This is a genomic window from Nocardiopsis mangrovi, assembly GCF_042653925.1.
Taxonomy (GTDB): Bacteria; Actinomycetota; Actinomycetes; order Streptosporangiales; family Streptosporangiaceae; genus Nocardiopsis_B; species Nocardiopsis_B mangrovi.
Genome location: NZ_JBHSFQ010000035.1, coordinates 1 through 14,144, shown reverse-complemented (window position 1 = coordinate 14,144; position 14,144 = coordinate 1). Strand labels below are relative to the sequence as shown.

The window sequence follows — 14,144 nt, the reverse complement described above, 5'->3', positions numbered from 1 at the left end:
GGCGTTCCCGCGCCGCGCGCGGATGAGACGGCCCGGCCGGGCCCGGCCCGGTTCGCGCCGCGGACGCGGTGCCCCGGGCGCGCCGCGGCGCCTCTCGGGTCAGCCATCGAGGGTCCACTCGGCTTCGAATTCGTCGATCTCGTCCTGGCTGAGGGAGACCAGCCCGAGGTCGGAGGGGGTGCGGCCGCCCGCTTCGGGGCGGCGGGCGTGCTCGGCGACCCCGCGCAGGTGGGCGAACCACCCCTCGGCCAGCGCGCGGACCGCGTCGGCGCGCACGACGCCCTCGGGCCAGGACCAGGTGGCGACCAGCTCGGGGCCGCCGGGCAGATCGCGGGTGACCGCGTCCACCTCGATCGCGTAGCGCGCGGGCAGGCCGGGGTCGGCGCCCCTGGGGAGGTCGTACCCGGTGGCCGACCAGGGGTCCGCGCCGGTGCCGATCGCCAGCCGGCCGAGGTAGTTGAAGCAGATGAGCGGCCGGTCCGCCGCGGCCAGCCCGGGGGCGGTCTCCGGGTTGAGGTGGCGCAGCAGCCCGTAGCCGTGGGCGCCGGCCGGGAGCGTCCGGAGCTGTTCCTTGACCGCTTTGACCGCGTCGCCCGCCGCCCGGCCGCCGGCCCGCGCTTCTGCGGGGTCCACCGGCCCGGGGTCCAGGCGCACGGGGGACACGGCGGTGAACCAGCCGACGGTGCCCGAGACGTCGGTGCCCGATCCGGCGCCGGGTTCGGGGTCGCGGCCGTGGCCCTCCCGGTCGATGAGGACGCCGCCCGGAGCGCCGCCGGCCCATTCGCGCACCGCCAGGGCCAGCCCCGCCAGCAGGACGTCGTCCATCCCGCCGCGGAACGCGTCCGGGGCCGCCGTGTGCAGCGCAGTGGCGTCGGAGCCCTCCAGGGTGAGCGTCAGCCGGTGCGTGGTGGCCGCGGTGTCGCGGTCCGGGTCGGGGGCGCGCTCGATCGGCAGCGGGACGGCGCCGGCGTGCACCGCGGTCCAGGCCGGGAGCTGCGCGAGCGCGGCCGGGCGGTCCGCCCGCGTGTTCAGCGCTCGCGACCAGCCGCGCAGGGACGTGCCCGAACGCGACTCCACGGCGCCGGTCTCCCAGGCGGCGCGCAGGTCCGGCAGCAGGATCCGCCAGGACACGCCGTCGACCACCAGGTGGTGGACCACCAGGACGAGCAGCCCGGAGGTATCGGGGCCGGCGTCGATCCACACCGCCTGGACCATGCGCCCCGCGTCCGGGTCGAGGCCGGACCGCGCCCGGTCCGCCTCGGCCGCGGCCTGCTCCGCGGGGTCGCCTTCGGCGGGGACCCGGCGCAGGCGGGCGTGGGCCGACACCGCGCCGGGCGGCGGGACCTCCAGCGACCACCGGTCGCCGCGCACCAGGCGGGCGCGCAGGGCGTCGTGGTGGTCGAGGACGGCCTGGAGCGCCAGCGCGAGCCGCCGCCCGCCCGCGGCGGGCGGCACGTGGACGGCCATGGCCTGGCTGAACCCGCCGATCGGGCCCCCGCGCTCCCGCAGCCACGCCATGATCGGCGTCTCGGGGACGGTGCCCAGGGCGGCGCCCTGCGGTTCGCCCGCCGTGTCCGGACCCGCCGCGAGCGGGACGGCCACGGCGGCGAGCGCGGCGGGGGTGCGATGGCGGAAGACGTCCTTGGGGTCGATGAGCAGACCGGCGGCGCGGGCGCGGCCCACCATCCGGATGGAGGCGATGCTGTCGCCGCCGAGTTCGAAGAAGCCGTCGTCCGGGCCGACCTCGGGCACCTTCAGGACCTCGGCGAACACCCCGCGCAGACGCTCTCCGGCGTCGGCCGCGGGCCCTCCCGCGGCGCTCGGCGCGGCCGGCTCCGCCGGCCGCTGGGGTCCGGGCACCGCGGCCGGCGGGTGCGCGCGGTGGCGGGGGAGGGGCCCCGGGTCCCAGGCCGACAGGGGGGCGTCCACATCGGCCGTCATCGCACGCAGCAGCCGTGTCAGCCCCTCCCCGAGGGCGCGGGCGGTCTCCGGGTCGAAGAGGTCGGTGCTGTACTCGACGAACCCCGCCATGCCCTGTTCGGGGTCGTCCACCACCGTGAAGGTCAGGTCGACGGCCGACACCCCCGTCCGCACGACCAGGGGGCGCACCCGCAGGCCGGGCAGGTCCAGGCGGGCCGGGTCGGTGTTCTGGTAGGCCAGCATCACCTGGAACAGCGGGTGCCGCGCCACCGACCGCGGCGGGTTGAGCAGGTCCACCACCGCCTCGAACGGCAGCTCCTGGTGGTCGTAGGCCGACAGGGCGGTGCGCCGCACCCGGCCCAGGAGGTCGCGCGCCGTGGGGTCGCCGGAGGTGTCGGTGCGCAGCACCAGGGTGTTGACGAACAGGCCGACGACGTCGTCGAACGCGGGGTCGGTCCGGCCGGCGACGGGTGTGCCGATGGGGACGTCCGTCCCCGCGCCCGCCCGGGTCAGCAGCGCCGCCAGCGCGGCCTGCCACACCATGAACGGGCTCACCCCCAGTGCGACGGCGGTGGAGCGCACGTCGGCGGCGAGTCCGGGGTCGACGGCGAACTCGGCCAGGCCGCCGGCGTGCGCGGTCTCGGGCGGCCGGGGGCGGTCGGCCGGCAGCGGGGTCTCCGCCGGGAGGCCGGCCAGTGCGGTCCGCCAGTACTCCGCCTGGGCGGCCAGCGGGGCGTCGGCGATCGCGCCGTCCTCGCCCAGCAGCCCGCGCTGCCACACGGCGTAGTCGGCGTAGCGCGCGGGCAGGTCGGGCAGTCCGGGCGCTCGGCCGCGCAGCCGCGCCGCGTACGCCCCGCCCAGGTCGCGCAGCAGCGGGGCGAACGACCACCCGTCGCCGGCGATGTGGTGCACCACCACCAGCAGCACGTGCTCATCGGGGGCGAGGGTGAAGAGGGTCGCGCGCATGGGGGTCTCGGCGGCCAGGACGAAGGGGTGCCGGGCGGCCTCGGCCAGGTCGGCGTCCAGCGCAGCCGCGGAGGTCCGGCGCACCTCCAGGCCGGTGTCGGCGGCCTCGCGCACCACCTGCCGGGCGACCCCGTCGACCATCGGGAACACCGTGCGCAACGCCGGGTGGCGCGCCACTGTGTCGGCGAGGGCGGCGCGCAGGGCGGGCTCGTCCAGCGGCCCGGACAGGCGCCGGGCCGCGGCGATGTTGTAGGCGGGGGAGGGGCCTTCGAGCCGGTGCAGGAACCACAGCCGCTGCTGGGCGGACGACAGGGGCACGGCCTCGTCCGGCGCGGCCCTGATCCCCGGCGCGGTGCGCGCCAGGGGCCCGGCGGCGTCCGGGCGGGCGCGGCCCAGGGCGGCCGCGACCCGGGCCGGGGTGCGGCCGTCGAACACGGCCGCCATCGGCACGTCGGCGTCCAGCGCGGCGCGCAGGCGGGTGACCAGGCGGATGGCGAGGAGGGAGTGCCCGCCCAGGGCGAAGAAGTCGTCGTCGGGGCCCACCGCCGCCGCCCCGAGGACGTCGGCGAAGTGCGTGCGGACGATCTCCTCGCGCGGGTCGCGGGCGGCGCGGGACCCGTGGTCCGGGCCGGAGGCCGCGGGACCGCCGCCCCGCGCCGGGGTGAGCGGGCGCGCGGGCGCGACCCGCTCCGGGTCGTCCCCGGACCACGGGTCCAGGTCCGGCACCGGGCGGTCGGCGTCCGCGGCCAGCCCGGCCAGCAGCTCCAGGAAGCGGTCCAGCACGAGCCGGGCGGCGCCGGCGTCGAACGCGGGGCCGCGGTGGTCGAGCAGCACCGTCAGGCGGTCGCCCCGGGGGACGACGGTGAGGGCGAGCGGGTAGTGCGTCGCGTCGCGGCCGTGCACACCGGTGACCGCCGGCCCGCCGCCCGTCTCCAGCCCGGCGCCGGGATAGTTCTCGAACACCAGAAGGGTGTCGAACAGGGTGTCCAGGCCGGCGGCCCGCTGGATGTCGGCCAGCCCGAGGTGGTGGTGGTCCAGCAGCGCGGCCTGCTCGCGCTGGAGGCGGTCCACCAGCCCCGCGGCCGTCTCGTCCGGCCGCAGCCGCACGCGCACCGGAACGGTGTTGGTGAACAGCCCCACCATGGAGCCCGAACCAGGCAGCTCGGCGGGGCGGCCCGCGACCGCCGTCCCGAACAGCACGTCGTCGCGGCCGGTCAGCGTGGCCAGCAGCAGGCCCCACGCGGACTGGAGCAGGGTGTTCACGGTCCAGCCGCGCTCCGCGCACACCGCGGTGAGCGCGCCGGCGTCCGCCACCTCTGCGCTGATGCGGTCGGGCACGCGGTCGGCGGGGCGGGCGGCCACGAGGGTGGGGGCGGCGCCGGACAGGGCCGACGCCCACGCCGCGGCCGCGGCGCCGGTGTCGCGCGACGCCAGCCAGGCCAGGTGGGCGTGCGGCGCCGGAGCGGGCGGCAGGCCGCCGGCGCGGCCGTACAGCCACAGCAGCTCCCGGGCCAGCAGCGCCAGCGACCAGCCGTCGATGAGCAGGTGGTGGCAGGTGAGGACGAGCCGGTGGGTGTCGGTGCCGGTGCGGACCAGCACGAACCGGAGCAGCGGCGCGGTCGCCACCGCGAACGGCCGCTCGCGCTCGGCCTGCTCCAAGGCGGCGAGCTCGGCGGCGCCGCCGGCGCCGGCGGTGCGCAGCGGATCGGCGACGCCCTCCTTGACCACCATGAAGGACCGGCCGTCGGCGGCCGTGCGGAACTCCCCGCGCAGGACGGGGTGCCGGTGCAGCACCTCCTGCACGCAGCGGCGCAGTTCCCCGAGGTCGACCGGGCCGGACAGGTCGACCGCGAACTGCACGATGTAGGCGCCCGGGTCCGTCTCGGCGTGGTAGAGCAGCCCCTCGGCCAGGGGGGTGAGCGGCAGGATGTCGGCGACGGCCGGGTCGCCCGAGGTGAGTTCGTCGATCGCGATCTGGTCCAGGCCGGTCAGCGGCACGTCGCTGGGCGTCAGGCCGGCGGTGCCGCGGGCGGCGTGGGCGGTCAGCGCCGCCAGCGCCCGCGTCCACGCCTCGGCCAGCGCCTCCACCTCGGCGTCGGCCACCACCCCGGCGGGCCACGACCAGGTGACCGACAGCCGGGGGCCGTCGGGGTGGTCCCGTACGTCGGCGTCGACCTCCAGGGCGTGCGCGGCGGCCAGCCCCGGGTCGGCACCCGACCGCAGGGCGCCGTCCCCGCCGGCCAGGTCCCAGTCGGCGCCGGCCGTGCCGAACCTGCCCAGGTAGTTGAAGCCGACCTCGGGGGCCGGGGGACGGGCCGCCGCGTCCGAAGGGGTCGGGTGGTGCGCTGCCGCCCCCGAGGGGGTCGGCGGTCCCGAGCGGGGGGCGAGGTAGCGCAGGAGGCCGTACTCCGCAGCGCCGGCACGGGATGCCGCCAGTGCCTCCTTGACCCGGCGCAGCGCCCGGCCCGCGGCGGGCCCGCCGGAGATCGCCTCGTCGGCGTCGATGGGCCCGGGGTCGAGCCGGACGGGGTGCAGGACGGTGAACCAGCCGACGGTGCGCGACAGGTCGTCGGCACCGTCGCGCCCGTGGCCCTCCAGGTCGACGGTGAGGGCGCCGCCACCGCCCCCGCGGTGGCGCCGCCGGTCGGCGGCGGCGATCACGAGTGCGGTGAGCAGCACCTCCTCGACACCGGTGCGCAACGCCGCGGGCACGTCGTCCAGCAGCGGAGCGGTGCGGTCCGGGGGGAGCGTCACCGCCGTCCGCCGCGTCGTCGCGGCCGTATCCCGCTCGGGATCCAGCGCCCGCACCGCCCCGATCCCGTCGTCCCGCCACCCGGAACCGCCCGACGAGCCCCACGGGTGCGCCCCGTCGTAGGCGTTCACGGGGGTATCACCCGCGATGGGCGGGGATGTGGAGCAGGCGCCCGCGACGTCCGGCCGTGCGGGGCCGAAGGCCGACATCGCGCCCGGGGGTGCCGATCGAGCGTGGGGCGAGACGGGCCCGGCCGGGTCCTCCGGGCGGCGGGAGGAGAGGGCGGGCGTCGAACCGGCGGGTGCCGATGGCGGCGGGGAGGGGACGCGCTCCGGAGCGCCCTCCGCCCTCTGCCGTCCCCCGCCGCCGAGGGCCGCCGACGCGTTGGCGGCCGTGCTGTCCGCACACGGCGGTGAGCCGGAGGCCGGCGTCGTGTCCGCGGATGCCGATCGGGAGGGGGCCGGGGTACGTTCCGGTGTGCTCGTCGGCGTGGTCGCGGCCGGTGGTGGGGGTGCGGCACCGTCCGGGTGCCGCGGAGCCGTGGGAGACGTCGTCGTGTCGCCGGACGTCGGCACCGGGGCCGGTGTGGCGATCCCCGATGCGCTCGTCACGGAGGGCGGTACGGCGCCGGGCTCCGCCGGCGCGACTGCGGCCCCGGCGGTGCGGGTCGCGGCAGGTGTCGCGGCGGCGCGGGCGGCGGCGAGGGCGGCGCGGTCGGACAGGCGCAGTGCGTGGCCGCGGAGGGAGGTCGGTACCGGCGCGAGGACGGGCTCCCGACCCGACGCCAGGGCGGTGTAGGCGGTCGCGAGGTCGGCGAGCAGGATGCGCCAGGACACGCCGTCGACCACGAGGTGGTGCCCCGTGCACACCAGGCGGCCCGCGGTGTGCGGTCCGGTATCGAGCCACCGCAGGCGCAGGACCGCCCCCGCGTCGGGGTCGAGCTCCTCCTCGGCGGCGTCGGCCTGCGCGTCGACGGCCGCGGCGAGCGCTTCCGCCGTCAGCCCGCCGGCGTCCGCCCGGCGCAGCACCGATGCGGCGTCGACCCGTCCGGCGGGGGCGACGTCCAGCCGCCACGGCCCCGCACCCGTGCGGTCCAGCCGCGCCCGCAGCGCGTCGTGGTGGTCCAGCAGCCGCTGCACCGCGGCGGCCATCGTCTCCCACGACGCCCCCGCCGGGGTGCGCACGACCACCGTCTGGCTGAACCGGCCGATGTCCGGGCCGCGACCGCGCAGCCACTCCATGATGGGCGTCGCCGGGACCAGGCCGGTCCCGTCGGCGGCGTGGACCGCGGTGGTGGCGGCGTCCCGGGCCACGGCGGCGAGCCCGGCCGGGGTCTGCTGCTCGAACACCTCGCGCGCGCTGAACTCCAGGCCCGCCGCGCGCGACCGGCCGACCAGGGAGATCGCCTGGATGCTGTCGCCGCCGACGGAGAAGAAGCGGTCGTCGGCGCCGACCTCCGGCAGCCGCAGCACCTCGGCGAACAGGGAGCAGAGCAGCCGCTCCCGGTCGGTCGCGGGCGCCCGCCGGGCCGGGCCCGCCGCGGCGGCCGGGGCGAACTCCGGCGCCGATGCCAGCCGCTTGCGGTCCAGCTTCCCGCTGGGGCTCAGCGGCAGCGCGCCGACGCCGACGAAGGCGGCGGGGACCATGTACTCGGGCAGTGCCGCGGCGGCGTGCTCGCGCACCGAGGCGTGCTCGGCCCCGTCGCCGACGAGGTAGCCGACGAGACGCCCGTCGCGCACCGCCGCGGCGGCGGCGGCCACCCGCGGGTGGCCGCCGAGCACCGCCTCGATCTCCCCGAGCTCGATCCGCAGGCCGCGCAGCTTGACCTGGTCGTCGGCGCGGCCCAGGTACTCCAGCACGCCGTCGCGGTCGAAGCGGGCGATGTCACCGGTGCGGTACATCCGCGCGCCGGGCGGGCCGAAGGGGTCGGCGGTGAAGCGCTCCGCGGTGAGCCCGGGGCGGCCGAGGTAGGCGCGGGCCAGCTGGACGCCCGCGATGTACAGCTCCCCGGCGGCTCCGGGGGGCACGGGCGCGAGGTCCGGGCCGAGCACGTACATGGCGGTGTTCCACACCGGGCGCCCGATGGGAACGGTCGGCCCGGCCCGGCCGGGGACGCTCTCCAGCGACGTGACGTCGACCGACGCCTCGGTGGGGCCGTACAGGTTGTGCAGCTCGACGCCCGGCAGCAGCGCGTGGAACTCGGCCGCGAGGTCGGCGGGCAGGGCCTCCCCGCTGCACAGGACCCGGCGCAGGCCGGTGCACTGCGCGGGGACCGACGGGTCGGCGAGGAAGGCCCGCAGCATCGACGGGACGAAGTGGACCGTTGTGACCCCCTCCACCCGGATGAGCTCCGCCAGGTAGGCGGGGTCGCGGTGGCCGTCGGGCCGGGCGACGACGAGGGCCGCGCCGGTGATCAGCGGCCAGCAGAACTCCCACACCGAGACGTCGAAGCTCGACGGCGTCTTCTGGAGCACGGGTTCGCCCGGGGCGAGCCGGTAGGCGTCCTGCATCCACAGCAGCCGGTTGACGATCCCCGCGTGCGGGACCACCACCCCCTTGGGGCGCCCGGTGGAGCCGGAGGTGTAGATCACGTAGGCGGGGTGGAGCGGGTCGGGCCCGCGAGCCGGCGGCGCGTCGGCGGTGCCCGCCGCGTCCTCCGGTAGGTCGTCGAGCAGGATCCGGGGCACGCCGTGCGGCAGGCGGTCGGCGAGCGCGGCCACGGTGAGCACCGTCGCGGGTTCGGCGTCGGCGAGCATGTAGCCGATCCGGTCGGCCGGGTAGTCGGGGTCCACCGGCAGGTAGGCGCCGCCCGCCTTGAGCACCGACCACAGGCCCACGACCAGCTCCACCGAGCGGGGCAGCAGCAGCGCCGCGATCCGCTCCGGGCCGACGCCGGCCGAGCGCAGAACCGCCGCGAGCCGGTCGGTGGCCCGGCCGAACTCCGCGTAGTCGAGCCGGCGGTGCCCGACGACCAGCGCCGTCGCGGCGGGTGTGGCCGCCACCTGCTCCGCCAGCAGTGCGGGCAGGGTGGTCCGGGGGACGTCGGCCGCCGTGGCGTTGAAGTCGCGGAGGATGCGGTGCCGCTCCCGGTCGCCGAGGATGTCGACGCCGGAGACGGTGGTGCCGGGGTCGTCGAGCACGGCGCGGATCAGGCGGTCGGTGTGCCGCAGCAGGGCGTCGGCGGTCGCGGCGTCGAACGTCGCGGTCCGGTAGGCGGCCTCCAGCAGCAGGCCGTCGTCGGTGAGCACGGCCGCGATGGACAGTTCGAACTGGGCGGTGCCGTTGGACACCGGGATGTCGCGTGCGGTGATCCCGGGCAGCGCGAAGCCCTGGAGCACGTCGGTGCGCAGGGCGAACAGCACGTCGAACAGGACGGGCCGCCCGGCGGCCCGCTCCGGGGACAGCTCGGTGACCAGCCGGTCGAAGGGCAGCCGGGTGTTCGCGTAGGCGCCGGCGCACACGTCCCGCAGGTGGCCGAGGAGGCCGCGGAAGGTCTGCCGGCCGTCGACCGCCGAACGCAGCACGACGGTGTTGCCGAAGTTGCCGATGAGGCCGGCGGTCTCCGGCCGCGACCGGTCGACAACGGGCGTGCCCAGGGCGATGTCGGCGGACCCGGTGTGGCGGTGCAGCACGGCGGTCACGGCGGCGGCGGTCAGCATGAACGGGGTCACGCCCTCGTCGCGGGCGACCTCGCGGAGCCGTGCGGCGACGGAGCCGGGCAGGGCGCGGGTCCGCCGTGCCCCGGTTTCGGCCGGCGCGGCCGGCCGCGGCCGGTCCCGCGGCAGGGCCAGCGGCTCGGGCAGCGGAGTCAGCCGCTCCCGCCAGAAGCCGAGCTCATCGGCCGCCGCCGGCCGGCCGTTCTCCCAGATGGCGTAGTCGGCATACTGCACCCGCCCGGCGGTCCCCGCCGTCCCGGACGCCCCGGGCGCGGCGCCCGGCGTGACGGTTGCCGAGGGGGCGGCGCCCGGCGTGACGGCTGCCGAGGGTGCGGCCCCCGATGCATCCGCGGTTCCGGGGGCGGTGCCCGGCTCACCCGCGCCTCCGGGGACGGCCGCCGGCCGTGCGGGCCCGTCGGCGCAGACCTCTCCGGGAGCGTAGCCCGCGGCGATGTCGCCGAGCAGGACCTGCCAGCTCGCGTCGTCCCAGGCGATGTGGTGGGCGACGATCAGCAGCACGTGCTCGTCGTCGGCGTAGCGCAGCAGGCGCAGGCGCAGCGGGGCCTCCGCCCCGAGGTCGAAGGGCGTCCCGCCGACCTCGGCGGCGGTGCCGTCCAGGTCGCGCTCGCGCGCCGGCCCGGGCACCGCCGTACGGTCCACGAGCAGCGGCGACGGCGCGAGGTCAGGGCGTACGACCTGGGTCTCGCCATCGGGATAGACGGTGTGCAGGATCTCGTGGCGCGCGCAGGCGGCCGCGGTGGCGGCGGCGAACGCGGCCGCGTCCAAGGGGCCGGACAGGCCGACCGCGGCACAGATGTTGTAGGCGGTGCCGTCGGGGTCGAGCTGCTGGAGCGTCCACATGCGCCGCTGGGCGGCCGACAACGGGGCCGACGCCCCGGCCGGCCGCGGCCGGATCGGCGGCCCGGCGGAGGACCCTCCGCCGAGGCCCGACTCCGCGAGCTTCCTGCGCAGCAGTTCGCGCTTACGCGAACGGGCGTCCCGAACGCGTCCCTCGTCGGTCACCGGCGACCCTGCCCCTCGGTCGGTTCCATCTCTGCGGATCCCATCGCGGTGGGATGTTAGCTTAGGCAAGCCTTACCGATCAACGGCGGGGTGGGTCACCTGGACGTTCCCGCCGCGCTTCGCGGCCGAGCCGGCGACACCCGGCCGACCGGACCGCACGCCCCGCCTTCGGTTGCCGGTGCCCCCCGGCCCCCGGTCGAGCCCCGGGCCGGCGTCATCCCGGCGCGCCGTCCGTATCCGCCGGCGGGGCGAGACGGGGGGTGCCGCGACGCACCGGCCCGGCCGCCCGGCCGGGGTATCCAACGCGGGCCGGGACCGTCCGGAGGCACTCGGTCCGGGTTCGTTCACCCGGGGCATCGCGCCCGCTGTTCCGTCCGGCCCCGGGGTCCGGGGCTGCTCGCGAACCTCGTATGACGCTTCGACGGACGCGCCGACGTTCACGGTGGCGGGACATCCGTGCCGCACCCGGGACGGCGGCGGAGGGGTGCCCGGCGTGGCGCGGCGCCCGCGCCCCGCGTGGGTGGGGGCCGGTGGGCATGCGGGCATCGGGCCCCGGCGGGTGCCCCCGGCAGTGCCGGGTTGCCGCGTCGGCGCCGCGTGTGGGGGGCGCAGCGGTGCGTCCCCGGTGCGCGCGACGGATCCCGCTCTCGGGCGGTGGAAGGCGTGCCGGGTGCGGGGGAGCGGTCGTGGGGCGGGGCTCGGGGGCCGGGGCGGCGGGCGCGGTGGGCGGTGGGCGTCGGGTGCGGTGGGCGTTGGGTGGGGCGGCGATTCGGGGGGTTCGGGTTCGTCGGGGCTGGTTGTGTAGGGGATGAGGGAAAGCGGGGATCTTAAGTTAGCCTCGCCTAAATCGTTCGCTATGATCTCCCCCGTGACGGAACTGGACGTGCGTGCCGAGCGCCGGAGGCCCGCCCGGGTCGGGGGGCTGGTGGGCGCTCTCGTCGTGCTCGTCGCGGTGCTGGTGCTGTCGATGGCGGTCGGCAACCGCCACATCCCCCTCGACGAGGTCGTCCGGCTGGTGGGGCGCCCCGAGGAGGGCGAGACCTCCGCCATCGTCAACGGCATGCGGCTGTCGCGGACCCTTTTCGGCCTGGCCGTCGGGGTCGCCCTGGGCGTCGCGGGCGCCCTCATGCAGGGGCTGACCCGCAACCCCCTGGCCGATCCCGGGCTGCTCGGGGTCAACGCCGGCGCGGCCCTCGGCGTCGTCGTCACCAGCGGCGTCTTCGGTGTCACCGCCCTCTACGGCCACATCTGGTTCGCCTTCGCCGGAGCGCTCGCGGCCACCGTCGTCGTCTACCTGCTCGGCGGCCTCGGCCAAGGCGGCGCCGACCCCGCCAAGCTCGCGCTGGCCGGCGCCGCTGTCTCGGCGCTGCTCCAGTCGGTCATCGCGACCATGCTGCTGCTCGACGCCGCGACCCTGGACGAGTACCGGTTCTGGGCGGTCGGCTCGCTCAACGTGCCCGACCGCGGCACCCTCGTCCAGGTCCTCCCCTTCCTCGCCGCGGGCGCCGCCCTCGCGCTGGCCACCGCGCCGGCCCTGAACAACCTCTCGCTCGGCGACGACGTCGCCCGCTCCCTGGGCCAGAACGTCCGCTGGGTGCGCGTCCGCGGGATCGCCGCCATCACCCTGCTCGCCGGCGGCGCCACCGCGGTCTGCGGGCCCATCGCCTTCATCGGCCTCGTCGTCCCGCACATCGCCCGCGCCCTGACCGGGGCCGACCACCGGTGGGTGCTCGCCTACTCCGCCGTGCTCGCCCCCATCCTCCTGCTGGCCGCCGACGCCGTCGGCCGCGTCCTGGGCGGGCGCGCCGAGATCCACGTCGGCATCGTGGTCGCCTTCGTCGGCGCCCCCTTCTTCATCGCCCTGGTCCGCCGCCGTGGAACGCCGGAGTTGTGATGGCCCTCCTCCACATCGAGCGCAACGGTCCGCTCACCATGTACCGCGTCGGCGGGCGCCGCGGCCCCTCCGGCGTGCTGCGGCCCCGGGCCCTGGCCGTGGGCGTCGCGCTCGCCGTCCTGGCCGCCGGGGCGTTCTGCGCGCAGCTGGGCACCGGTTCCTACCCCGTGACCGCGGCCGAGGCCCTGCGGGCGGTCTTCTGGTACGGCGACCAGGCGACGGTCGACGTCGTCTACCGGCTGAGGCTGCCGCGCGCCCTGGTCGCGCTCCTCGCGGGCCTGGCGTTCGGGCTTGCGGGCGCGGTGTTCCAGACCCTCGCCCGCAACCCGCTGGCCAGCCCGGACGTCATCGGCGTGACCGGCGGCGCCAACACCGCCGCCGTCGCCGGGATGGTCCTGGGCCTGGGCGCCGGGCTGGGCGTCTCGACCCTCGCGCTCCTCGGCGCCGCCGCCGGCGCGGCGGTCATCCACGTGCTGGCCTGGCGGCGCGGCACCACCGGCTACCGGATCGTGCTGGTCGGCATCGGCGTATCGGCCCTGTGCACGAGCGCGACCGCCTACCTGCTGCAACGCGCCGACCTGTTCCAGGCGCAGCGCGCGGTGGTGTGGCTGACCGGCAGCGTGAACCTGCGCGACTGGGGGCACGTCGTCCCGCTCGCCGCCGCCGTCGCGGTGCTGGTCCCCGCGGCCCTGGCGATGTCGCGCTCCCTGTCCACCCTGTCCCTGGGCGACGAGACGGCCCGCGGCCTGGGCATCCCCGTCCAGCGGGCGCGATCCGGGCTGCTGGCCGTCGCGGCCGGCCTGGTCGGGTTCGCCACCGCCGCCGCCGGCCCGGTCGCGTTCGTGTCGCTCATCGCCCCGCAGATCGCCGTGCGGCTGACCGGCGGGCCGCCGTCGGCGCCGCCGCTGTTCGCGTCCGCGCTGACCGGGGCCGTGGTCGTGCTCGCCGGCGACCTCGCCGCCCAGCCGTGGGGGCTGCCGGTCGGCGTCGTCACCGGCATCGTCGGGGCACTCGGCCTGCTGTGGCTGCTGGCCCGCGCGAACCGCACCTGACCCGGGAGGCCGAGAGATGACCGATGACAACCGCCTGCGCGCCGAGGGGCTGCGCATCGCCTACGACGGCCGGACCGTGGTCGACGGCGTCGACATCGAGATCCCGCCCGGCCGGACCACCGTGATCGTCGGCGCGAACGCCTGCGGCAAGTCGACCCTGCTGCGCGGCCTGTCCCGGCTGGTCTCCCCGGCCGGCGGGGCGGTCTACCTCGACGGCGCCTCCATCCACCGCATGCGCACGCGCGAGCTGGCCCGCCGGCTCGGCATCCTCCCCCAGTCGCCGAAGGCGCCTGAGGGAATGACCGTCCTGGAGCTGGTCACCCGCGGCCGCAGCCCGCACCAGACCCTGTGGCGGCAGTGGTCGGCGGACGACGGCGCCGCCGTGCGCTCCGCCCTGGAGGCCACCGGGACCGGCGACCTCGCCGGCCGCCCCGTCGACGAGCTCTCCGGAGGGCAGCGCCAGCGCGCCTGGATCGCGATGGCGCTCGCCCAGGAGACCCCCCTCCTGCTGCTCGACGAGCCCACCACCTATCTCGACCTCGCCCACCAGATGGACGTCCTCGACCTGGTCGCCGACCTCAACCAGCAGGGCGACCGCACCGTGGTCATGGTGCTGCACGACCTCAACCAGGCCGGGCGCTACGCCGACCACCTCGTCGCCATGAAGGCCGGCCGCGTCGTGGCCGAGGGCGACCCCGTCGACGTGCTCAGCGCCGCGCTCATCGACGACGTGTTCGGCCTGCGCTGCGAAGTGATCAAAGACCCCCTCAGCGGCACCCCCCTCGTGGTGCCCTTCGGGCGGCACCGCTGCGCCGACCCCGCCTGACCGCCCCCCACCCCCTCACCCACCCCCCCGAAGCCCGCCCCGCCACCCCCCGCAC

4 protein-coding genes are annotated in these 14,144 nt (G+C 77.6%); 3 read left to right on the top strand and 1 reads right to left on the bottom strand.

The window, feature by feature from the left end; translation table 11 throughout:
• Positions 1-99 precede the first annotated feature (99 nt).
• Positions 100-10,317 (bottom strand): amino acid adenylation domain-containing protein, encoded by a 10,218-nt coding sequence (locus ACFO4E_RS25750; protein WP_378579061.1) that lies wholly within the window; start codon positions 10,315-10,317, stop codon positions 100-102.
• Between the two features lie 868 nt (positions 10,318-11,185).
• On the opposite strand from ACFO4E_RS25750, the gene ACFO4E_RS25745 reads away from it, so the two are divergent.
• The 3 genes from ACFO4E_RS25745 to ACFO4E_RS25735 are packed head-to-tail and all read left to right on the top strand — an operon-like array spanning position 11,186 to position 14,089.
• On the top strand, positions 11,186-12,211 hold the full coding sequence (locus ACFO4E_RS25745) for a FecCD family ABC transporter permease (protein WP_378579060.1): 1,026 nt from the start codon (positions 11,186-11,188) through the stop codon (positions 12,209-12,211).
• Complete coding sequence (locus ACFO4E_RS25740) at positions 12,211-13,263, top strand: FecCD family ABC transporter permease (RefSeq protein WP_378579058.1); 1,053 nt, start codon at positions 12,211-12,213, stop codon at positions 13,261-13,263. The genes ACFO4E_RS25745 and ACFO4E_RS25740 overlap by 1 nt, the downstream gene beginning before the upstream one ends.
• A 16-nt stretch (positions 13,264-13,279) precedes the next feature.
• On the top strand, positions 13,280-14,089 hold the full coding sequence (locus tag ACFO4E_RS25735; protein WP_378579056.1) for an ABC transporter ATP-binding protein: 810 nt from the start codon (positions 13,280-13,282) through the stop codon (positions 14,087-14,089).
• Positions 14,090-14,144: the final 55 nt, after the last annotated feature.

Coding starts and splice junctions, on each gene's coding strand:
- ACFO4E_RS25740 (WP_378579058.1), top strand. CDS start 12,211: ATGGCCCTCCTCCACATCGAGCGCAACGGTCCGCTCACCATGTACCGC.
- ACFO4E_RS25735 (WP_378579056.1), top strand. CDS start 13,280: ATGACCGATGACAACCGCCTGCGCGCCGAGGGGCTGCGCATCGCCTAC.